The following is a 21,360-nucleotide window of genomic DNA, read 5'->3' on the forward strand; positions in this document are numbered from 1 at the left end:
TCCTACAGGATTGTGGTGCAGCTGAAAGGAGACGTCAGTGGAAATCGCGGCTTTGCACGCGGATGCCATTGAGCAATGGGCTGAGGTCGCTCAGGCGTCCGGCAATCAAATGGCGGACTTCGCCTTGGCGCTCCCAGCGGCCATCCACCTTGAGCAGTTGCGAACCGACCAGCACCTGCCGTTGACGCTCAGCCAAGTCGCGCCAGACCACCACGTTGACGTTGCCGAACTCATCTTCCAGGGTCACGAAGGTCACGCCACTGGCGGTACCCGGTCGTTGCCGCCCGGTGACCAGTCCGGCAACGCTCACCGGCCGGCCATGCTCGACATCGAGCAACTCCTGCGAACTGCGGCAGCGAAGTGCCTTCAATTCACCGCGCAACAGCGCCAGAGGATGCGGGCCCAACGTGGTGCCAATCGTCGTGTAGTCCGCGTGCAAATCCTCACCGACACTCGGCTTGGGCAGCACTACATCAGGCTCTTCCTGGTTCGGCAAGCCGGCAAATAATCCCAGTTGTTTCTGCACCCCGGCGACTTCCCAACGCGCCCGATGCCGGTGCCCAGCCAGGCCGCGCAACGCGCCGGAATCCGCCAACAACGCCTGCGCCCGACTGTCGAGCGCGGCCCGTTCGCCGAGGTCGGCGATGTCGGCAAATATCCCGCGCGAGCGTGCAGCTTCAATGCGCCGGGCATCGTCTTCGCGAAAGCCCTTGATCATGCGCAGGCCCATGCGGATCGCCGGTTGTGCCCCGGAAATCGGTTCCAGGCTGCAATCCCAATCGCTGGCGCGCACATCGACCGGGCGAATCTGCAAATGATGCCGGCGTGCGTCTTGCAGAATCTGATCGGGGCTGTAAAAACCCATCGGCCAGCTGTTGATCAGCGCGCAGGCGAACGCCGCCGGTTCGTGGCACTTGAGCCAGCAACTGGCGTAGGTCAGCAAGGCAAAACTGGCGGCGTGGGACTCAGGGAAACCGTAACTGCCGAAGCCTTTGATCTGCTCGAAAATCTGTGCAGCGAACTCCGGCGTGTAGCCGTTTTTCTTCATGCCGGCGGCCAGTCGTTCCTTGTGCGGTTCGAGTCCGCCGTGACGTTTCCACGCGGCCATCGAACGGCGCAACTGATCCGCCTCACCGGGGCTGTAATCGGCGGCAACGATGGCGATCTGCATCACCTGTTCCTGAAATAGCGGCACGCCGAGGGTGCGTTTGAGCACCACCTCCAGCTCCGGCGACGGGTAGGTTTCCTCTTCTTCCTTGTTTCGTCGGCGCAGGTACGGGTGCACCATGCCACCCTGAATCGGCCCCGGTCGGACGATGGCGACCTCGATCACCAGATCGTAGAACGTCGCCGGTTTCAGGCGCGGCAGCATCGACATCTGCGCCCGCGACTCGATCTGGAACACGCCAACGGTGTCGGCGCGGCTGATCATTTCGTAGGTCGGTTTGTCTTCGGAAGGAATCGTCGCCAGGCTCAAATCCTGATTGCGATGCCGACGCAGCAGGTCGAAGCAGCGACGAATCGCACTGAGCATGCCGAGGGCAAGAATATCCACTTTGAGCAGGCCGACCGCGTCGAGGTCGTCCTTGTCCCACTGAATGATCGTGCGGTCGGCCATCGCCGCATTTTCGACCGGCACCAGCATGCTCAGCGGTTGCTCGGAAATCACGAACCCGCCGGGGTGCTGCGACAGGTGCCGGGGGAAACCGATCAATTGGCCGGTCAGGCTCAACACTCGCCGCAGTACCGGGCTGTCAGGGTCGAAGCCGCCCTCAAGCAAACGCTCCAGCGGTGGCGTTTCGTCGCTCCAGTGGCCGCAACAATCGGCCAGCGCGTTGATCTGATCCGGTGGCAGGCCCAAGGCCTTGGCCACGTCGCGTACGGCACCGGCCGCGTGATAGGTGCTGACCACCGCCGTCAGCGCCGCACGATGACGGCCATAACGGCGAAACACGTATTGCAGGACTTCTTCGCGGCGTTCGTGCTCGAAGTCGACGTCGATGTCCGGCGGCTCGTTGCGCTCTTTTGACATGAACCGCTCGAACAGCAACGTGGTGTGATCCGGATTAATCTCGGTGATGCCCAAGGCAAAACACACCGCCGAGTTGGCCGCCGAGCCACGCCCCTGGCAGAGAATCTGTTGCTCACGGGCAAAGCGCACCACGTCGTGCACGGTGAGGAAGTAGCTTTCATAGCCAAGTTCGGCGATCAGCTGCAATTCCTTGTTGATCTGCCGCAACACCTTGAAGGGCGCGCCCTTCTTCCAACGCCAGGCGATGCCCTCTTTCGTCAGTTGTCGCAGCCAGGAACTGGCGCTGTGCCCCTCCGGCACCAACTCTTTCGGGTACTGATAACGCAACTCGCCGAGATCGAAAGTGCAGCGCCGGGCCAGAGTCACCGACGCCTCCAGCAGTGCTGGCGGATACAGTTCGCGCAACACCTCAACACTGCGCAAATGCCGCTCGCCATTGGGATGCAGGCGCAACCCGGCCTCGGCCACCGGCACGTGATGACGGATCGCGGTCATGGTGTCCTGCAAGGCGCGCCGACCACGGGCGTGCATGTGCACATCACCGCTGGCCACGGCGGGAATCTGCAGTTCGCCGGCCAGACTCAACAACCTCGCCAGACGCTGTTGATCGTCCTGGCCACGATGCAACTGCACCGCCAGCCACAGGCGCTCGCCGAACGTCTGCTTCAGCCAGCGGCCCTCTTCCACGTCATCCAGCGAGTCCGGCACCCACAACACCAGCAACCCCGGCGGCGGCTCGCTGAAATCTTCGCGCAGTACCTGATACTGACCTTTCTGGGTACGCCGCCGGGCACGGGTGATCAAGCCGCACAGCGCCTGATAACCGGCGAGACTCTCCACCAGCAACACCAGTTTCGGGCCGTTTTCGATGCGCACTTCACTGCCGATAATCAGCGGCAGCTCAACCGATTTCGCCGCTTGCCAGGCCCGAACAATCCCGGCCAGCGTGCATTCATCGGTGATCGCCAGCGCCTGATAGCCGTGTTTTTTTGCCCGTTGAAACAGCTCAAGGGCACTGGAGGCACCGCGCTGGAAACTGAAGTTCGACAGGCAGTGCAATTCGGCATAGCCGTCATTCATGCGAACCAGCCTTGCAGCCACAACGGCCCGCCCTCACCCACCGCGCGATACGCCCAGCCTTGCTGACCGGCGCGGTTCTGGATCAGGTAATAATCGCGGCGTACATCGTCACCGTCCCACCAGCCGGATTCGATGCGCTCCGGGCCCATGAGGATCCGCGCCGAACCTTGCGGCACACTCAGCGGCTCACCGAGCAACCAGCCCGGACGGTGCACGCCGGGCAACACGGCGCAGCGCTGTTTATCGACGCCGTGCTGCCAAGCGCACTCCGGTCGATGATCAGCCTGAAAGCGCAAACCCTGCACCGCGTCATCACCCAGACGCGCGCGCAGGCGTTCGCGCAACTGCTCCCACGGCAGCGTCTGCTGCGGGCGGTCATCGAACAGCTCCTGAAACTGCGGGACGAAACTCGGCAGATCTTCGGCGCGCAGACGAAAGCCGCGCACCGGCGCCTCGACCTGCACTTGCTCCAGTCGCCCACGGGCCAGTTCGAAAAGCATCGCCGGATCACGTTCGGCGCTGAGCAGGCCGACTTTGATCACGGTGTCCGGCAGCCCGGCATGTTCCAGATGCAGATCAAAACGCTGCACGCCGCTGTCACGCCCACAAAGGAACGCCGACAGGTCACCGGTCAAACGCCGTAACGGGAACAACAAGGCCTGATGCGATTGCACGTCGAAGTTGAGTTCGATGCGCACGTCAAAACGATCCGGCGGCAGGTAAAACTCCAGCGCCAGTGGTCGTGCACCGAACAAGGTGTCGAGGTGTTTAAGCATCTGCGCTTCGAAACGCCGGGCCAGCGCCTGACGCGGCAGGCTCTGCACCTGACTGAGGTTGCGCAGGCCCATGCGCGACAACGCCGTGGCCACGCCCGGTTCCAGACCGACGCGGTCAACGGGCAACTGGCCGAGGTGATGCTGCAAAGCTTCGCCGTCGGGCACCACTAAACCGTCGTAAGCATTTGCCAGCACTCGCGCGGCCACCGGGTTGGGGGCGGCGACGATGCGATGGCGGAAACCCAACTCGGTCAGTTCCTTGCGCAAACGCGCTTCTAACTGCGCCCAGGAACCAAACAAACCAAGGCTGGACTCGATCTCGAACACCACGGTGCGCGGGTAATGCACGCTGACCTGCGCGCTGAAACCGTAAGCCCACGCCGCGAGAAACTGCTGCCAGTGTTCGACTTCGGCGGCCTCGTAATCAGCGGTGGCAAAACCTTTGCTCATCGCCTGAGCGGCGGTCATCGACTGACCGGAGCGTAAACCAAGTTTGCGCGCGGCCGGGTTGACTGCTTGCAGCACCCGCCGCTGAGCCGGGCCGCTGAGCAGCACCAATGGCTCATCGGGATCAGGACGCTGACGCAGCACCGCGTCCAAGGCCAATTGCGGAAAAAGAATACAGACCCAGCGCATGCTGACCTCAATGACCCACGGCAAAGGCAATCGGCGTCGTACGCGCCAAGCCGCCACGGCACTTGAGCACGCGCAATTGTGCGGGTTTCGCGTCGATGGCGATGCGCAACGCCGCCGGTGACGGGTTGACCGCTTCGCTCAATGGACGCCAAGCGAATGCGAGGGTCTGACCGGTTTCCGCCGCCACCTGCAAACGCCGCAACGCACGATCATCGGCCTTGTGCGGCCAACATAGCACCGCGCCACAACTGCCCGAACGCAAACACTGTTCCGCCGCCCACAAGGCATCGCGCTCACTGGCCTGAATCACTGACAACTGGCGCAGATCGACCCCGGCGTTTTCCCACGCCTGCGGATACGGCACGAACGGCGGCGCCACCAGCACAATGCGCTCACCCGCCGCCGACAATCGCGCCAGCGTCGGCCAGACCAGTTGCAGTTCGCCGACACCGGGGCCGGCCAGGAGGATTTCGCTCAGCGCCGCTTCCGGCCAGCCACCGCTGGGCAGTGCCGCGTCCAGCGCGGCGTGTCCGGTCGGTTGCGGGCTGGCCGCCGGTGGCGCAGGCCGGCCCTTCCAGACCTGGCCGCCATTGAACAGCGTATCCAACGCAACGACAGCGCCCATCAGCCTTGCCTCACCAGACCGCAGAACACCCCTTCGATGGCCAGATCCTGATCGTCGCGCACGACAATCGGCCGATACGCCGGGTTGCGCGGCAACAAGCGCACTTCATCGCCAACCCGTTCGAAGCGTTTGATGGTGACTTCACCGTCGAGCCGCGCCACGACGATCTGGCCGTTGAGCGCTTCGGAATTACGCCGCACGCCAACCAGATCACCGTCGAGAATGCCATCCTCGATCATCGAATCGCCCTGCACCCGCAGCATGTAATCGGGTGTGCGCGAGAACAGCGCCGGGTCGAGCATCAAACGGCTATGGATCTCGGCATCGGCGCCGATTGGCGCACCGGCAGCGACGCGGCCGAGCACGGGAATGTCTAGCAGTTCGGGGCGCGGCGGCTGACCGAGCAAACGAATGCCCCGGGCCTGATTGGGATTGACCTCGATAAAACCGGCTTCGGTCAGCGCGAGCACGTGCTTGCGCGCCACGCTGCGCGAGGCAAAACCAAAAGCCTCGCTGATTTCAGCGAGGCTTGGGGGCTGACCGTGTTCGGCAATTCGATCGCGGATAAAGGTCAGGATGGCGGTACGGCGGGGAGTGAGGTTCGTCATGGAGTACATTTGTACTCTTTTGGCTTTTTCCTGACAAGCGCCGCAGGTCGGCCCACCCCACGTTGATCGTTCCCACGCTCCGCGTGGGAATGCAGCCTGTGACGCTCCGCGTCACTGGACGCAGAGCGTCCCCAGAGGCATTCCCACGCAGAGCGTGGGAACGATCAGTCAGCTTAAGCCACGTTCGGCTAGGAATTCGGCGATGTAATCAATGAAGGCGACAACCTTCGCCGTTGCCCGCCGATGGCTCGGGTACACCGCCAGAATGTGCGGGCCAAAGGTGTCCGGATCGATTTCGTAATCAGCCATGACCCGCACCAGTCGCCCGTCGGCGATATACGGCGCGGCGCTCCACAGCGGCGTGTGCAGCAATCCTCGTCCGGCCAACGCACTGGCCAGCAACAAATCGTAATTGTCACTGCGCAACAACGGCGCGGTGGGTTGCGCCAGACTCAAACGCTGGCCGTCACGCTCGGCCCACCAGAATTCGCGACTGAGCAACGGATGCTGATAAAGCAGCCATTCATGTTGTTCAAGGGTTTGCGGATTCACCGGCAAGCCCTTGCGCGCCAGATACTCGGGGCTGCCGCACAGGGCTAGGCGATTGCTGCCCACCACCCGCGCAATCAGCCCCGGCAAATCATCGTGCCCCTCGCGCAACGCCAGGTCATAACCACTTTCCAGCAGATTGACGAACGCGTCACACAAATCCACTTGCAGGCTGATTTGCGGGTATTGCTGCAAAAAGCCGTCACACACTTGATCGAGAAACGCCCGCCCATAGGCCAGCGGCGCGGTGATTTTCAGGCTGCCGCGCAAGCCGTGCTGCAACTGCTCGATTTCTTCACTGGCCTCGTCGAGGCGCTGCAACACCAGTCGCGCGGTTTCCAGGTACACCCGGCCGATTTCCGTGAGCAGAATCCGCCGCGTGCTGCGCTCGAACAGCCGCGCGCCCAGCTCCGACTCCAGATGATTGACCGCTTTGGTCAGCGCCGACGGGGTCTTGCCCAACTGCTCGGCGGCGCGGCTGAAACTCCCGAGCTGCGCGGTGACTACGAACATCTTTAATGCGCCCAACTTGTCCATGCTTTTTCCATTCAGGCAAAAACGTTTTTCGTGAGGGAGGCGTTCTGTCAGCCGCTGACAGCCACTAATCTCGCCATCAGACGCAATAACAAGGAAATCTTCAATGAAAAGATTCATCCCGAGTCTGTTGGTAGTCGCTGTAAGTTTTGCCTCGATGGAAGCCATGGCCGCCCCTGATCTGATCCTGCTCAACGGCAAGATTTTCACCGCCGACCGCGCGCAACCCAAGGTGCAGGCCCTCGCCGTAGAGAACGGTAAAGTGCTGAAGGTCGGTACCGACGCGCAAATCAAAGCCCTGATCGAACCCGGCACCCAAGTCATCGACCTCAAGGGCAAAGCGTTGATGCCCGGCCTGATCGACAGCCATTCCCACGCAATTTTCGGTGGGTTGGAAATGACTTCGGCGAACATGGAAGACGAAGTCGTCGACCTCGACGAACTGCAAAAGCGTCTGCGTGACTGGCGTGAAGACGGCAAGGCCAAACATGGCGATGTGCTGAGCATTGCCGGGATGAGTTCGGTTTATTGGGCGAAAGCCGAGGCCTTGGGCAAAACCTTCAACAGCGGCGAATGGGCCGATGTGCCGGTGGTGTTTATCGGCAGCGATCACCACACGGCGTGGGCCAACAACGTCATGCTCAAGCGCGCCGGGATTGATGCGGCCCTGCTGAAGACCCTGCCCGACGCGGAAAAAGACACCATCGGCAAATTGGCCAGCGGCGAACCGAACGGCTTTGTGGTCGATGCCGGTTGGGATCGGGTCGCCTCGAAAATGCCGGTGCCAAGCCCCGCCGACATGTTGAAGGCCGCAAAATCAGCGGTGCGCTACAACAACAGCCTCGGCATCACCGCGTGGATGGATCCGGCCGCCAACGCCGCACCGGGCGAAGCGGTGTTCGCGCTCAAACCCACCGAAAAAACCGTCGGCGTGCTGCCGGCTTATAAAGCGCTATCGGAAAGTGGCGACATGAGCGTGCACGTCGCGGCGCTGCTGGTGGCCAATCCGAAAAGCGTGCCCGCCGATCTCGATACGCTGGACAAGGTGCGCCAGCAATTTCAGGGCATTCCCAACCTGACCCTGCCTGGCATCAAGATCTTCGCCGATGGCGTGATCGAGTTCCCGGCGCAAAGCGCGGCGATGATCGACCCGTACAGCAACTCGCACAAACAGGGCGAACTGCTGATCGATCCGCAGCACTTCGGCGAACTGGTCAGCGCCATCGACCAACGTGGCTGGCTGGTGCACATCCACGCCATCGGCGACCGCGCGGTACGTGAATCGCTGAACGGCATCGCCCAGGCACGCAAGGATCGCCAGAGCGGCGTAACTCACTCGATCACTCACCTGCAAATGGTCAACCCGAAAGAGTTCGCCCGTTTCAAACCGCTCAACGTCATCGCTTCGATGCAGTTGCTGTGGGCCAGCGCCGACGACTACACCACCGACATGATCAAGCCCTACGTCAGCGCCCTCGCCTTCCGCTATCAGTACCCGGCGCATTCGCTGCTGAAACAAGGCGCGACAATTGCCGGCGCCAGTGACTGGCCGGTGTCGACGCCGAACCCGTTCAACGCCATGGCGCAGGCGATCACCCGCGTCGGCCCGTTGGGCGTGCTCAATGCTGATGAGCGTCTGGATCGAGACACCATGTTCTACGCCTACACCGTCAATGCGGCGCGCACGATTGGCCTGGAGAAACAGATCGGCTCGCTGACGCCGGGCAAGCAAGCGGACTTTATCGTCCTCGACCGCGACGTGTTCAGCGTCGACAACAAAGCCCTGCATGACACCCAGGTGTTGCAGACCTGGTTCGGCGGCCGTCAGGTCTACACCGCCACCCAATAACAACAAAATCTCCCCCATGTAGGAGCTGCCGAAGGCTGCGATCTTTTGACTTTGATTTAAAAAACCAAGATCAAAAGATCGCAGCCATCGGCAGCTCCTACAGGTTTCTCTTTCTGCCCAACAATAATCACAACATCGGGACTTCACATGAAAGCCTTGCCCCTGTTCGCCCTGAGTTTCTTGAGCGTGCTGCCCTTGAGCAGCCAAGCGATCCCTTTGAACGATGACTTTGCTGTGTTGGTGGATCTCACTTTAGCCAGCGACTACCGCACCCGTGGCATCTCGCAAACCCAGAATGACCCTGCCGTGCAGGCCGGTCTGACCCTCGCTCACAGCAGCGGTCTGTACCTCGGTGCCTGGAGTTCAAACGTCGATTTCGGCGGCGGTCTGAAAACCCGTCAGGAAGTCGATTACTACGCCGGTTGGCTTTGGCAAGCGACCGAGGATGTCAGCCTCGATCTGGGCTACATCAAGTACGCTTACCCCAAGGAAAGCCAGTTCAACCAAGGGGAGGTCTACGGGATTCTCGGCGTGTACGGAGTGAAACTGGCGGCGTATTACTCCAACGATGCGCCGGGGATCGATAGCAAGCAGAACTCGCTGTACACCTACATCGGTTACGAAACCGAGTTGCCGTACGACTCGGGGCTGAAGCTGCGTTACGGCAACATGGACTTCAAGGATCCGCATTTGTATTCGGCGTCTGGCAGCGCTGAAGACTCGTACCGCGAGTGGGAGGTGAAACTCACTCACAACCTCGCCGGCGTGGTGTTGGGCCTGAGTTACATCGACACGGACCTCTCACAGAGCCAATGCCTGAGTAACTGGGGCTTCAAGGACGTCTGCACCGCGACCGTCGTCGCCAGCGTCAGCAAATCCTTCTGACAAATCGATCCGCTGTAGGAGCAAAGCTTGCTCGCGAAGGCGTTATGTCAGCCGACATTTTTGCTGACTGATACGACGCCTTCGCGAGCAAGCTCTGCTCCTACAGGGGCGGCGGTGTTTTCTGTAGTTGTTACAGGATGTTTACGCAATTTTTACTATTGTTCTTCTACAGTTACACGCGCAACCGTGTGTGTTTTCTATTTGAGTAGAGGAAAAATGCGAATGGCTTTGGGCAACGGACTGCGTTTACCGTCCATCACTTCTACCCGACTGGTGCTGTTGTTTTCCTTGGCACTGGTCGCGCTGTATAACCTGGCGACCTGGAAGGCGCTAGGCACGCTGATCACCCTGCAAGGCGCGCACAAACTGGCGTTTCTCGCCTCCTTCGGGCTGTTTTTGTGGGCCGCCATCACCCTACTGCTGACGTTGGTGTCGTTCCGCTGGACGCTGAAACCGGCGCTCACCGTGGTCGCCCTGCTCTCGGCCTGCGCCGCGTATTTCATGAATGAATACGGGATCACCATCGACACGGTGATGATCCAGAACGTCTTCGAAACCAACCCGTTCGAAGCCACCGCGCTGTTCAACGGCAAATTGTTGACCTATGTGCTGCTGCTCGGCGTGCTGCCGGCGGTGTTGATCTGGCGTTGGCCGGTGAGTTATCGACCGTTCTTTCGCGGGTTGCTCAACAAGGTTCTGGTGATCGTCGGTTGCGTGCTGGTAATCGCCGCATCGGTAGGCACGTTCTATTCGACTTACGCGCCGATCTTTCGCGAAGAAGACAAGCTCACTCACTTCATCAACCCGACCAACTACATCTACGCGATCAGCAAATACACCAAGCAACGCCTGGGCATCAAAAAGCACTTCGTGGTGCAAGCCATCGGTGAGGACGCGGTGATGAACACCAAAGCGGCCAGCCGCGAGAAAAAATCGCTGATGGTGTTTGTCGTCGGCGAAACCGCCCGGGCCGATCATTTCTCGTTGAACGGTTATGAGCGCGAGACCAATCCCGAGCTGAGCAAACTCGACATTCTCAACTTCACGCAAGTGCATTCCTGCGGCACGTCGACGGCGGTGTCGGTGCCATGCATGTTTTCGATGTTTCCGCGTGAGGATTACAGCGACAAGAAAGGCAAAACCTACGAAGGCCTGCTCGACATTCTTCAACGGGTTGGCGTGCAGGTGTTGTGGCTGGACAACAACAGCGACTGCAAAGGCACCTGCCTGCGCGTGCCGCACCGTGACATCGCGAAGAATCAACCGGGGCCGTTCTGCGACGGCAATAACTGCCTCGACGAAGCATTGCTGCAAGACCTGCAAAGCTATATCGATAGCCTCAAGGGCCACGCGATCATCGTCCTGCACGCCGACGGCAGCCACGGCCCGGAATACTACGAGCGCTATCCGCAAGCGCTGGAGCGCTTTAAACCGATCTGCCACACCAATCAGTTGGGCAGTTGCAGTCGCGATGAACTGGTGAATGTCTACGACAACACGATTCTGTACACCGACCATTTCCTCGCCAAGGTGATCGAGTTGCTCAAACGCAATCAGGCGACGCTGGATACGTCGATGATTTATGTGTCCGATCATGGCGAATCACTGGGTGAGAACGGCCTGTATCTGCATGCGGCGCCGTATGCATTGGCGCCGGAAGCGCAGACGCATGTGCCGATGGTGATGTGGTTTGGTGATCACACACTGGCCAATGAAGGGATTGATCGCGGTTGCTTGCAGGGCAAGACCGGGGAAGCCGGTTTGAGCCACGACAACCTGTTTCATTCGGTGCTCGGGTTGTTTGAAGTGAAGACGTCGCTGTATCAACCGGGGCTGGATATTTTCCACGGCTGCCGGCCCTCAATGACAGCCGCGCAATAACCCGACTGGCTGATTGCTGATTGCTGATTGCTGATTGCTGATTGCTGATTGGCAATGATCAATGTAGGAGCTGCCGAAGGCTGCGATCTTTTGATGTTGATTGTTAAAAACAGGATCAAAAGATCGCAGCCTTCGGCAGCTCCTACAGGGATTGTCATAGGTTTGCCAGATAGGCCCACGGGTAGATGCCGCGTTGGTGGCCGTCGCTGAAGATCAGTTGCACGCCGTAGCCTTGGGGATTGAGTTCGATCAGGCGAATGCGCTCATCGACCATCGGCACCATGCCTTTCAGGCGAAAGGCGCGGCATTGCGAGCAGGGGCACTGGCGGCGCAGTTCGGCGTGGTTGAGTTGCTGTTCACGGCCATCCGGCCAGCTCAGGCGCAGCGTTCGTTCACTTTGTGAATTACCGACGGACAACGGATTCATTGCAGCTGACTCAGGGCAATGCGCACGGCTTTGCGCACTTCCGGGTCGCCGTCATCCTGCGCGACCTGCAACGCCGCTACGGCGCCGCGATCATTCAGTTCACCCAAGGCGAGCGCGGCTTCTTTGCGCAGGTTGCTGATGCGATGGCCGAGGGTGTCGATTAATGCGTCCAGCGCCGGAGCGAAACGCAGGCGACCGAGGCTGCGCGTGGCACGCAAACGTACCTGCCAATAGTCATCGCTCAAGGCGTCAACCAGTGCTGAGCCCGCGTCAATGTGGCCGATCTTGCCCAAAGTCGTCGCGGCTTCTTCGCGCACTTGCCAGGCGTTGTCCTGCAAGGCCTGGCGCAGGGCTGGCAGAACGTCGGCGCTGGAGGCGAGGCCCAATGCACCCGTGGCGGCGCGGCGAACTTCGGTGTCGGGATCGTCGCTGGCCAATCTTGCTAATGCCGGTAACGCGTCGAGTTGCTTGAGCCAGCCGAGTACGCCCACCGCTTCGCGGCGAACGCTGGCATCGGCATCGTTCAGCGCAGTGACCGCAGCGGGTGCGGCATCGGCGAATCGCAGTTCACGCAATGCACGGAACGCCGCAATACGAACGCTGACATCAGCGTGATCAGTCCACGGCAGAATCACCCGCCCCGCCGCTTCGGTTTTGAGCAAGCTCAGGCTCTGCGCGGCAGCGGATTGCACCGAGGGCGCGGGATCAGTCAACGCCTCGCACAAGGCTTGCACGACGTCTTCATCTTCCCAGGCCTCCAGCAATCGCGCGGCTTCAGCGCGGACTTCTTCAGCGGGGTCCTGCCCCAAGCGATCCACCAGCCAGAGCAGGCCATCCGGCTCTTCAAGATCGGCCAGATCAATCAGGGCAATACGCCGCACCCCGGCGTCTTCAGCGGTCAGGCGCGGTTGCAGGGCGAGGATGTCATCGTTATCGGTCACAGCAAAAATAGAGGTCATAGGGCAAATCGCGGCAAAGGGTTTTCGGGAGGCAGACCGAGCGGGTTGAGGCGCGGCAGCGGTCGGTCGTCGTCGTGGCGCAGCAGGTCGAGGCAGTGGCGTTTGAGGCGCGAGAACTCAGGGCTGGTGACCAGTTCGCTGGTGCGTGGTCGGGCGAAGTCGAGGCGCAGATCTTCGATGATGCGCCCCGGCCGTGCGCTCATCACCAGCAAGCGATCGGCAAGAAATAGCGCCTCGTCGATGTCGTGGGTGACGAACACCACGGTGGTGCGGATGCGTGTCCAGATGTCCAGCAGCAGCTCTTGCATGTTCAGGCGGGTCAGCGCATCCAGCGCGCCGAACGGCTCGTCCATCAGCAACAGGCGTGGGCGATTGACCAGCACACGGGCGATTTCCACGCGTTGCTGCATGCCGCCAGAGAGTTGATCGGGCCAGCGTTCGGCAAAGCCTTCGAGGCCGACCAGTTTGAGAATATCGTCAGCAGCGCGATGCCGTTCAGCCTTGCCGATGCCGCGCATCTTCAGGCCGAAAGCGACGTTGTCGCGCACCGTGCGCCACGGAAACAGCGTGTGATGCTGGAACACCATGCCGCGCTGCGGTGATGGGCCAGACACTTCGCCGCCATCAACTTTCAGGCTGCCGGCGTGAGCGCTCAAATGCCCGGCCAATGCACCGAGCAACGTCGATTTGCCGCAACCGGACGGGCCGAGAATGCACACGAACTGGCCGGGCTCAATCTGGCAATCGAGGCCTTGCACCGCTTCAAAGGCTTCGCGACCTTCGCCGAGGACGATGGACAATTGGCGAATATCGATCCGCCCTTCCGGGGTTTGCATCGCGCTCATCAGGCTTTTCCTCGCGGTCGATGCCAAGGCGTAAACAACCCGCCCAGACGTTTGATCAGCAGACTGCTGCCCATGCCCAACACCCCGATCAAGAGCATGCCGACGACGATGTCGGCATAGTTCTGAATGGTGTAGGACTCCCAGGTGTAATAGCCGATGCCGAACTGGCCGGAGATCATTTCCGCCGTGACCAGGCAGAACCATGAAGTGCCCATGCCGATCGCCAAACCGGTGATGATGCTTGGCGCAGCGCCGGGCAGGATCACTTCCAGCAGGATCGCCCGGCGCCCTGCCCCGAGGCTTTTTGCTGAGGCGATCAGGCGTGGGTCGACGCCTTCGACGCCGTGCACGGTGTTCAGCAGAATCGGGAACAGCGCGCCGGTGAAGGTGATGAAGACCATCGACAATTCGGAGGACGGGAACATCAGAATCGCCAGCGGAATCCAGGCGACGGCGGGGATTGGGCGCAGGACTTCCAGCGGTGGCAGCAGCAGGTCTTCGGCCCATTTTGAACGGCCGATGGCGAGGCCCAGGGCGATGCCGATCACCAGTGCCGCGAGGTAGCCGGCGAAGACGCGGCTGAGGCTGGCGGTCAGGTGTTGCAGGAGCTTGCCGGAGTCGCCGAGGCCCAGCGCGGCTTCGATCACCGCGATGGGTGTCGGCACGTTAGCGAAGGTGACGAGGCCGAGGTTCCAGTGGTGGCTGGCGGCGAGTTGCCAGAACAGCAGGCAGAGCAGCAATGAAGCGGCCCTCGGAACCCAGCGAAAGTAAGGTAGATACACAATAATTCCTCACAACCGAGATCTGATCGTTCCCACGCTCTGCGTGGGAATGCATCCCGTGACGCTCCGCGTCACATCCAAAGCGGACGCAGAGCGTCCATTGAGGCGTTCCCACGCAGAGCGTGGGAACGATCTACGTTTGAGTTAACGACTGGCAACGGCTTGGGTGGTGGCATCGGTGAAGTCAAAGACTTTGCCGCCCTGCGCCGAGGCAAATTGCTGAGCCTGGCCTTTGAGCAGGAAGGCGCTCAAGCGCCCCTTGGCATCACTGGCAAACCATGCCTGCTCAGCCAACAACTTGATCCCGCTATCACTGGCCTGTGCATACACCGCCCGAACGCTCTTGCCTTCCTGCTTCAACGCCGCCAGCGCAGTAAACGCCTCTTCCGCCGAGGCGTACTGGCGCACCTTGTCCTCACCGCGCACCCAGATTTCGGCGACATGACTGAAGTCGGTAATTGCCTTACCCGTTGCGGCATCCGTGGCTTTCAACGGCGTCTGTGCGTAATCCGCCAACTGCGCCGTGTAATCCAGACCCGACGCCTTGAACGCCGCACGAACGTATTGATCGTCAATGAAGTTGTTCAGATCGAGCCCACGATCAGCTTTCTTCAGCAGCTTCAGCGTATCGATCGCCGTACCCACCGCCTGACGATATTCCGGCTTCCAGCTCAGGTCGCGGGTCTGTACACCGAGCGGGCCGTGGAACAGATAATTCACCTCAGCATCGACACCGGTGACTTTGGCGATCAGCTCGCTGTACTTCTCAGGCTCAGCGGCGAGCAACTGATTGGCCTCGATGCTCGCACGCAGATAAGCGACGACGACTTCCGGGTACTTCTTCGCATACGCCTGATCCACCAGCGCACCATGGAACGTCGGCGCATTGGCCTGGGCGCCGTCATAAATCTTGCGCGCGAAACCCCGGCTCGGGAACAGTTCGGCGAACGGCACAAAATCGGCGTGAGCGTCGATTTTGCCGGCCTGCAACGCGGAGCCGGCGACTTCCGGCGGCTGGGCGATGATGTTCACATCTTTCAGTGGATCCCAGCCCTGCGCCGCGACGGCACGCAGCAACATGCCGTGCGCGGTGGAGGCGAACGGCACGGAAATGGTCTTGCCCTTGAGTTCGCTCAGCGACTGCACACCCGATGCGCTCGGCACGACAATGCCGTTGCCGCTGCCCTTGATGCTGCCCGACAACACACTGATAAACAGGCTGTGCTTGCCGGCGGTTTCAAACGCCACGCCGTTGAACGCACCAGGGAAATCGGCCATGGCGCCGAAGTCGAGCTTGCCGGCGACCATCTCGTTGGTCAGCGGTGCGCCGCTGGTGAAGTTTTTCCACTGCACATCGTACTTGGCGTCTTTGTAGGCGCCGTCGTGGGGCAGGTATTTGTCGAGCAGTCCGAGTTCACGAATCAACAACCCGCCAGCGGCGCAGTTGATGGTGGTGTCCTGGGTGCCGATGGCGATGCGGATGGTTTCAGCCGAGGCCGACACGGTGAACGAAGCCAGTACCAGACCGGCGATTGCTGCACGCAACATGGTTGTTTCCCCTCGAATCATTTATTTGAGTTCGTCTCCGCCGCGATCAGGGCGCGGTGGGAAACGAGGGGTTTTCGGTGAATCCAGCGTCCGGGGTTTGCCGGATGGCTAATGGTTTGCCACAAATCCCAAATGTGGGAGACCCCTTGTGGGAGGGGGCTTGCTCCCGAAAACGGTGTTCCAGTCAACAGAGATGCCAGCCATGCCGGCCTCTTCGGGAGCAAGCTCCCTCCCACATTTCGATTGCGTTTCAACGCAATAAATAGGGGATGTCGACTTTCACGGCACCCGTCGGGCAATCCTTCTCGCACGGCATGCAGTACCAGCATTCATCGAACGCCATGTAGGCCTTCTGCGTCGCCGGATTAATCGCCAGCAAGTCCATCGGGCAAACGTCGACACACACGGTGCAGCCCTTTTCGGCGATGCATTTGTCCTCGTCCACGGTGACGGGGGCGTTGGAGCGGAAGAAGATTTCTTGAGCTTGATAGGCCATGGTTCGGACTCTCTTTCAGGTGTGCATCAAGCGGCAAAGGCGCCGACCCGCAAACGGTCGTAGGCCTGCATTTCCTCGGCATCGAGCGGGATGATGTAAGGCTCGACGGCTTTCTTGAAACTGGTCATCTGGCCGTCATCGCCCTTCTTCAGATGGCAATGGCAGAACCACTCGCTGTCGTTGCGCTGCGGGTGATCGACGCGATAGTGATAAAGACCCCAACGACTTTCCGCACGGAACAACGAGGCGCGCGCAGCCATTTCGGCGCAGTCGCGAATCACGCTGGTTTCCATCGCGCGCATCAGTTCGTGGGCGTTGTTGGCTTTCATTTGCTCGAGGTCGCGCTCGATGTCACTGAAGCGTTGCAGGCCGATCTGCATCTTCTTGGTGACTTTCGGCGGTTGCAGGTAATCGTTGACGAAGCGCCGCAGCTTGTATTCGACCTGCGCCGGCGGCAGACCGTGTTCGCGATCCAGCGGCGCGTAGACCCGGGCTTTTTCCTTTTCAATCTGCTCGGCATCCAGCGCAGAAAACTCGCGCCCGGCGACAAAATCGGCGGCGTTGTGCCCGGCGAACCAGCCGTAAGTGAACGCGCCGAGCATGTAGTTGTGCGGTACGGCAGCCATGTCACCCGCCGAGTACAGACCTTTCACCGAGGTCTCGGCACGCTCGTTGACCCATACACCGGACGCCGAGTGACCACTGCAAAAACCGATTTCGGAGATGTGCATTTCAACCATTTGCGTGCGGTAATCGGTGCCGCGATTGGCGTGAAACTGGCCGCGACTCGGGCGCTCGTTGCTGTGCAGAATTTCCTCGATGTTCTGGATGGTTTCTTCGGCCAGGTGATCGAGTTTGAGGAACACCGGGCCGTTGCCGCTCTCCAGTTCCTGGTGGAATTCCCACATCATCTGCCCGCTCCAGTAGTCGCACTCGATGAAGCGTTCGCCCTTGTTGTTGGCGGTGTAGCCGCCCAGCGGGCCGGTGACGTAAGCGCAGGCCGGGCCGTTGTAATCCTTGATCAGCGGGTTGATCTGGAAGCACTCGAGGTTGGCCAGTTCGGCGCCGGCGTGATAGGCCATCGCGTAGCCGTCGCCGGCATTGGTCGGGTTTTCGTAGGTGCCCATCAGGTAGCCCGACGATGGCAGGCCGAGTCGCCCTGCAGCGCCGCAGGCGAGGATCACCGCTTTGGCTTTGATCACGTGGAAATCGGCGGTGCGGCAGTCGAAGCCCATCACCCCGTTGACGGTGCCCTCCTCGTCGGTCAGCAACCGCGTGCACACGAGGCGATTGGTGATGCTCACTCGTGCACGTTTCAACTGGCGATAGAGGACTTTTTTGATGTCGTGCCCTTCCGGCATCGGCAGCACGTAGGCGCCCATGTGGTGGACTTTTTTCACTGCGTAATCGCCGGTTTCGTCTTTCTCGAACTTCACGCCCCAACGGTCGAGCTGTTCGATGGTTTCGAAGCTGTGCGTCGCGTAAGCGTAAACGGCGGCCTGATTGACGATGCCGTCATTGGCGATGGTGATTTCCTTGGTGTACTGCTCAGGCGTCGAGTGCCCGGGAATGATCGCGTTGTTCAGGCCGTCCATGCCCATGCTGATCGCGCCGCTGCGTTTGACGTTGGCCTTGTCGACCAGCAGCACGCGCAGGTCGCGGTTCTTTTCCTTGGCCTTGATCGCGGCCATCGGGCCCGCGGTGCCGCCGCCGATGACGACGATGTCGTATTCCTGTTCGAGAACGTTGCGGGTCATGCCTGCTCCCCTTTTTGCCGGTCGATCCGCAGGCGGTACTGGAATGCATCGCCACGGTAGTAAAGGTGTTCGAAGTCCAGCGGCTGGCCTTTTGCGTCATGGGTCAGACGTTCGATGCGCATGATTGGCGAACCGGCTTCGACGTTGAGCGCCTGGGTCAGGTCGCTGTCGGCCAGCACCGCGTCGATGGCCAGATCAGCGTGACCGAGGGCGATGCCGCAGTCGTTTTCGAGGATCAGAAAGATGTCGCGGGTGACCAGATCAGCCTTCTCTAACCGCTCGCCGACGGCTTTCGGCAGATAGGTGATTTCAAGCGAAATCGGCTCGCGGTTGATCAGGCGCACGCGTTTGATCTGCGCGACGATCTCGCCTTCGGCCACCTGCAAACGCTCGGCCACGCGCTTGTCGGCCGGGATGAATTTGAAGCTGCGCAGGCGGTTGATCACCTCGTAACCGCGCCCGGTCATGGACTCGGCGAGGCCTTGCAGGCTGCTGACGTTTTGAAAGGTTTTCGGCTTGGCGACGAAGGTGCCTTTGCCGTGGATCTTGAAGATCAGCCCTTCTTTTTGCAGATCGCCCAAGGCCTGGCGCACGGTGATGCGGCTGACTTTGAACAGCGCGCCGAGTTCGCTTTCGGAGGGCATCTGGCTGTCTTGCGGGTATTCGCCGTCGAGAATGCGCGCACGGAGGACGTCGCGTAATTGGGTGTGCAGAGGAACGCTACTGAGGGAGAGAACGTTATCGGTCATCGCGGGATCACTTGTTATAACGAGTTATGACGTGATCTTAGAGTTGTTATGACAAGGTTAGAAATATTGTTTGGGCATAACCTTAGATTCGGTGTTGAAAATTCAAAGATCGCAGCCTTCGGCAGCTCCTACATGAAACCGCGATCCCCTGTAGGAGCTGCCGAAGGCTGCGATCTTTTGATCTTAACGTTTGAGGATTTGATCCATGACCCAGTCAGTCTTGAGCGCTTGCTCGGCGACTGCAGGGTGTTGTGAATCACCCCGAATATGCGCATTCATACCCAGCACGTGATGCCACTGAATGTGTTCGTGATGCGGGATTTCCAGGCTGATCTTTTCATCGGCATGCAACTGCACAGGATGCTCATCAAACACCGAAAAACTGATCCGCCCCAGGCTGCCGATGATCTCGACGCGGTCCTCGCGCCGATCCGCGACAAAGCTCCAGCAGCCCATGCCCAACGCCCCGGAGGCGAATCGCCAACTGGCGCTGACGGCATCTTCCGCCGCATACAAACCCGCCTGCCGCGCCGTGAATCCGGCCACTTCAACGATATCGCCGAGCAGATATTGGAACAGGTCAAAACCGTGGCTGGCCAGATCGGCGAAGTAACCGCCACCGGCCACCGCAGGATCGGTGCGCCAGTTGTCGCGGCCATCGAGATCAACCGGCGACGGCGCTTTGGTCAGCGTCCAGCTCAGATGTCGAACCTTACCGATGCGCCCCTCCTCCAGCCACTGCCGCACCTGCGCAAAGCGCGGCAACGAACGGCGATAGTAGGAAACGAACAGGTGCAAACCAGCGTCGGCAAACGCCTGTTGCATCTCGCGGCTTTGCCCGGCGTTCAGCGCCATGGGTTTTTCCACGCAGCAATGTTTGCCGGCGGCAGCGACTTTCAGGCTGTAGGCGTGGTGGCTGTCGGGTGGCGTGGCGATGTACACCGCGTCGACCTCGGGATCGTTGATCAGCGCATTGACGTCGGTGTAGACCCGCGCGATGCCGTGGCGCGCAGCGTAGTCAGTCACCGCTTCAAGGCGTCGGCCCATCACCGCCACCAGCGCAGAACCGGGCGCCTTGTAGAAGGCCGGCCCGCTCTTGCGTTCAGCGACGCTGCCGCACCCGATCATGCCCCAACGCACCACGTTCATTTTTTACTCCTTTAGCCGATGCGCAAGGCGCGCAGATCGAGGTGACCATCCTTCAACGGCGGGCACCAGTAGTAGCCGCCAGTGACCGGCCGGCTAATGCGATACAGACCGTCGGTGATGCCGTCTTCCAGACCGCTCATGCGTCGCAGTTGTGCTTCGAAGGCATCCAGCGAGAAGCCGAACGCGAGGAACATCAGGCCCGCACGATCGCCTTCAATCCACGGCATCGAACGGCGCACGACGAACGCTTCCGGCGCGAAGCTTTCCTGCGCGGTGCGTTTGACGTGGGCCGAAATCGGCGCGTCGTCGATCTCTTCGTTGTCGCTGAGGCGACGGCCCATGATGTTGTCTTTGTCATCGGCCGAGAGTTTGTGGAAACCCTTGAGATCGTGCTGCCACTGCTGGATTGCGGCGAAGCTGCCGCCGACCATGCCGTCAGTGCCGGCGCTTTGCAGGGCAGCGGCGATGGCGGCTTCGTCGTGCGGGTTTTCGGTGCCGTCTTCGTAGCCGGTGAGGTCGTGGCCGTCCTTGTGGCGGAAGGCTTCCTGCATCTCAACCAGGCGCAGGGCCGGAGCGAGTGCGGCTTCGAGGGCGTTGCAGCGGTTGAGCAGTTCACCACGGTCGACGCCGTGCAGCCAGACCCACAGCGCGTGTTGGGTCGACGGGTTTTCCACGCCGACGCCGGACATGGCCGGGAAGCTGCGCAGGCCTTCAATTTGTACATTGAGGGCCTTGGCCAGGGATTCACCGAAACCGACCACCGCCGACTTGCCGTCCACCAGATTCATCAGGTTGTCGATCGCCTGTGGCAGCGCTTCAACTGACTGAAGCGCGAAAAACAGGTGACGTGCTTGCGCAGGAACGGGGGTGGCGAGAATGCCCGGCTGGTAGTAACTCATGTGAACTCCTTGGAAAGTGCGCGGGAGTTTACCTGTGGCCGGAGGATTTGTGTGGGTTTGGATGGTGGCAAAAGCCCCTCACCCTAGCCCTCTCCCCGAGGGAGAGGGAACTGAATGGGGGATATTTGCGAGGTACGCCGACTTGAACGTGCTGCTGTGAATCCATAATCGACGCAAAACGTTCAGGTCGATGTATAAAGCAAGCCACCTCGATCGGCCATTTGCCCTCACCCTAGCCCTCTCCCAAAGGGAGAGGGAACTGAATGGGGGATATTTGAGAGGTGCGCCGACTTG

18 protein-coding genes are annotated in these 21,360 nt (G+C 60.6%); 3 read left to right on the forward strand and 15 right to left on the reverse strand.

Features of this window, described 5'->3' with window-relative positions:
- Positions 1–34: 34 nt before the first annotated feature.
- From KFS80_RS08630 to KFS80_RS08650, 5 genes are all read right to left on the reverse strand, one after another.
- Positions 35–3,133 (reverse strand): error-prone DNA polymerase, encoded by a 3,099-nt coding sequence (locus tag KFS80_RS08630; RefSeq protein WP_212544534.1) that lies wholly within the window; start codon positions 3,131–3,133, stop codon positions 35–37.
- Positions 3,109–4,524 (reverse strand): Y-family DNA polymerase, encoded by a 1,416-nt coding sequence (locus KFS80_RS08635; protein WP_212544535.1) that lies wholly within the window; start codon positions 4,522–4,524, stop codon positions 3,109–3,111. The genes KFS80_RS08630 and KFS80_RS08635 overlap by 25 nt, the downstream gene beginning before the upstream one ends.
- A gap of 7 nt (positions 4,525–4,531) precedes the next feature.
- Positions 4,532–5,149, reverse strand: a complete 618-nt coding sequence (gene imuA / locus KFS80_RS08640) for a translesion DNA synthesis-associated protein ImuA (RefSeq protein WP_159814797.1) — start codon at positions 5,147–5,149, stop codon at positions 4,532–4,534.
- A complete protein-coding gene (gene lexA / locus KFS80_RS08645; RefSeq protein ID WP_212544536.1) occupies positions 5,149–5,766 on the reverse strand; it encodes a transcriptional repressor LexA in 618 nt (205 codons plus the stop codon). Before lexA ends, imuA begins: the two co-directional genes overlap by 1 nt.
- Before the next feature lie 159 nt (positions 5,767–5,925).
- Entirely contained in the window at positions 5,926–6,843 is a 918-nt protein-coding gene (locus KFS80_RS08650) for a LysR family transcriptional regulator (RefSeq protein ID WP_053120915.1), read from the reverse strand.
- Between the two features lie 103 nt (positions 6,844–6,946).
- Here KFS80_RS08650 and KFS80_RS08655 point away from each other — a divergent pair, with 103 nt between their 5' ends.
- The 3 genes from KFS80_RS08655 (at position 6,947) to KFS80_RS08665 (ending at position 11,455) form a co-directional block, all read left to right on the forward strand.
- On the forward strand, positions 6,947–8,689 hold the full coding sequence (locus KFS80_RS08655; RefSeq protein ID WP_212544537.1) for an amidohydrolase: 1,743 nt from the start codon (positions 6,947–6,949) through the stop codon (positions 8,687–8,689).
- Between the two features lie 147 nt (positions 8,690–8,836).
- Complete coding sequence (locus KFS80_RS08660; protein WP_212544538.1) at positions 8,837–9,574, forward strand: TorF family putative porin; 738 nt, start codon at positions 8,837–8,839, stop codon at positions 9,572–9,574.
- A gap of 222 nt (positions 9,575–9,796) precedes the next feature.
- Positions 9,797–11,455 (forward strand): phosphoethanolamine transferase, encoded by a 1,659-nt coding sequence (locus KFS80_RS08665; RefSeq protein ID WP_212544539.1) that lies wholly within the window; start codon positions 9,797–9,799, stop codon positions 11,453–11,455.
- 154 nt (positions 11,456–11,609) lie between these two features.
- Here the strand turns inward: KFS80_RS08665 and KFS80_RS08670 are convergent, their stop codons facing one another.
- The 10 genes from KFS80_RS08670 to KFS80_RS08715 form a co-directional block, all read right to left on the reverse strand.
- Entirely contained in the window at positions 11,610–11,882 is a 273-nt protein-coding gene (locus KFS80_RS08670; protein ID WP_212544540.1) for a DUF971 domain-containing protein, read from the reverse strand.
- Positions 11,879–12,841: a HEAT repeat domain-containing protein gene (locus tag KFS80_RS08675; RefSeq protein WP_212544541.1), complete on the reverse strand. Its 963-nt coding sequence runs from the start codon at positions 12,839–12,841 to the stop codon at positions 11,879–11,881. The genes KFS80_RS08670 and KFS80_RS08675 overlap by 4 nt, the downstream gene beginning before the upstream one ends.
- On the reverse strand, positions 12,838–13,686 hold the full coding sequence (locus tag KFS80_RS08680) for an ABC transporter ATP-binding protein (RefSeq protein ID WP_212544542.1): 849 nt from the start codon (positions 13,684–13,686) through the stop codon (positions 12,838–12,840). The genes KFS80_RS08675 and KFS80_RS08680 overlap by 4 nt, the downstream gene beginning before the upstream one ends.
- Positions 13,686–14,468, reverse strand: coding sequence for an ABC transporter permease (locus KFS80_RS08685; protein ID WP_212544543.1), 783 nt, complete (start codon positions 14,466–14,468; stop codon positions 13,686–13,688). The genes KFS80_RS08680 and KFS80_RS08685 overlap by 1 nt, the downstream gene beginning before the upstream one ends.
- 144 nt (positions 14,469–14,612) lie before the next feature.
- Positions 14,613–16,016 carry an ABC transporter substrate-binding protein gene (locus KFS80_RS08690; RefSeq protein ID WP_212544544.1) on the reverse strand — a complete coding sequence of 468 codons (1,404 nt, stop codon included), beginning with the start codon at positions 16,014–16,016 and terminating at the stop codon, positions 14,613–14,615.
- A gap of 250 nt (positions 16,017–16,266) precedes the next feature.
- On the reverse strand, positions 16,267–16,512 hold the full coding sequence (locus KFS80_RS08695) for a 4Fe-4S dicluster domain-containing protein (RefSeq protein WP_003225615.1): 246 nt from the start codon (positions 16,510–16,512) through the stop codon (positions 16,267–16,269).
- A 26-nt stretch (positions 16,513–16,538) separates the two neighbouring features.
- The gene (locus tag KFS80_RS08700; protein ID WP_122600338.1) at positions 16,539–18,269 is read right to left on the reverse strand and encodes a fumarate reductase/succinate dehydrogenase flavoprotein subunit; all 1,731 of its coding nucleotides are present in this window, start codon (positions 18,267–18,269) and stop codon (positions 16,539–16,541) included.
- Positions 18,266–19,018: a GntR family transcriptional regulator gene (locus KFS80_RS08705; RefSeq protein ID WP_212544545.1), complete on the reverse strand. Its 753-nt coding sequence runs from the start codon at positions 19,016–19,018 to the stop codon at positions 18,266–18,268. The genes KFS80_RS08700 and KFS80_RS08705 overlap by 4 nt, the downstream gene beginning before the upstream one ends.
- A 183-nt stretch (positions 19,019–19,201) precedes the next feature.
- Positions 19,202–20,167, reverse strand: coding sequence for a Gfo/Idh/MocA family protein (locus KFS80_RS08710; RefSeq protein ID WP_212544546.1), 966 nt, complete (start codon positions 20,165–20,167; stop codon positions 19,202–19,204).
- An 11-nt stretch (positions 20,168–20,178) separates the two neighbouring features.
- Positions 20,179–21,066 (reverse strand): Dyp-type peroxidase, encoded by an 888-nt coding sequence (locus tag KFS80_RS08715; RefSeq protein ID WP_212544547.1) that lies wholly within the window; start codon positions 21,064–21,066, stop codon positions 20,179–20,181.
- Positions 21,067–21,360 lie beyond the last annotated feature (294 nt).

The organism is Pseudomonas rustica, assembly GCF_018336155.1.
Classification (GTDB): domain Bacteria; phylum Pseudomonadota; class Gammaproteobacteria; order Pseudomonadales; family Pseudomonadaceae; genus Aquipseudomonas; species Aquipseudomonas rustica.

What these genes read in the sequence shown, in the direction of transcription:
- KFS80_RS08690 (WP_212544544.1), bottom strand. Translation starts at nt 16,016, where the DNA reads ATGTTGCGTGCAGCAATCGCCGGTCTGGTACTGGCTTCGTTCACCGTG.
- KFS80_RS08695 (WP_003225615.1), bottom strand. Translation starts at nt 16,512, where the DNA reads ATGGCCTATCAAGCTCAAGAAATCTTCTTCCGCTCCAACGCCCCCGTC.
- KFS80_RS08660 (WP_212544538.1), top strand. Translation starts at nt 8,837, where the DNA reads ATGAAAGCCTTGCCCCTGTTCGCCCTGAGTTTCTTGAGCGTGCTGCCC.
- KFS80_RS08700 (WP_122600338.1), bottom strand. Translation starts at nt 18,269, where the DNA reads ATGACCCGCAACGTTCTCGAACAGGAATACGACATCGTCGTCATCGGC.
- KFS80_RS08705 (WP_212544545.1), bottom strand. Translation starts at nt 19,018, where the DNA reads ATGACCGATAACGTTCTCTCCCTCAGTAGCGTTCCTCTGCACACCCAA.
- KFS80_RS08635 (WP_212544535.1), bottom strand. Translation starts at nt 4,524, where the DNA reads ATGCGCTGGGTCTGTATTCTTTTTCCGCAATTGGCCTTGGACGCGGTG.
- KFS80_RS08710 (WP_212544546.1), bottom strand. Translation starts at nt 20,167, where the DNA reads ATGAACGTGGTGCGTTGGGGCATGATCGGGTGCGGCAGCGTCGCTGAA.
- KFS80_RS08715 (WP_212544547.1), bottom strand. Translation starts at nt 21,066, where the DNA reads ATGAGTTACTACCAGCCGGGCATTCTCGCCACCCCCGTTCCTGCGCAA.
- imuA (WP_159814797.1), bottom strand. Translation starts at nt 5,149, where the DNA reads ATGGGCGCTGTCGTTGCGTTGGATACGCTGTTCAATGGCGGCCAGGTC.
- KFS80_RS08670 (WP_212544540.1), bottom strand. Translation starts at nt 11,882, where the DNA reads ATGAATCCGTTGTCCGTCGGTAATTCACAAAGTGAACGAACGCTGCGC.
- KFS80_RS08650 (WP_053120915.1), bottom strand. Translation starts at nt 6,843, where the DNA reads ATGGACAAGTTGGGCGCATTAAAGATGTTCGTAGTCACCGCGCAGCTC.
- KFS80_RS08675 (WP_212544541.1), bottom strand. Translation starts at nt 12,841, where the DNA reads ATGACCTCTATTTTTGCTGTGACCGATAACGATGACATCCTCGCCCTG.
- KFS80_RS08680 (WP_212544542.1), bottom strand. Translation starts at nt 13,686, where the DNA reads ATGAGCGCGATGCAAACCCCGGAAGGGCGGATCGATATTCGCCAATTG.
- KFS80_RS08655 (WP_212544537.1), top strand. Translation starts at nt 6,947, where the DNA reads ATGAAAAGATTCATCCCGAGTCTGTTGGTAGTCGCTGTAAGTTTTGCC.
- lexA (WP_212544536.1), bottom strand. Translation starts at nt 5,766, where the DNA reads ATGTACTCCATGACGAACCTCACTCCCCGCCGTACCGCCATCCTGACC.
- KFS80_RS08665 (WP_212544539.1), top strand. Translation starts at nt 9,797, where the DNA reads ATGGCTTTGGGCAACGGACTGCGTTTACCGTCCATCACTTCTACCCGA.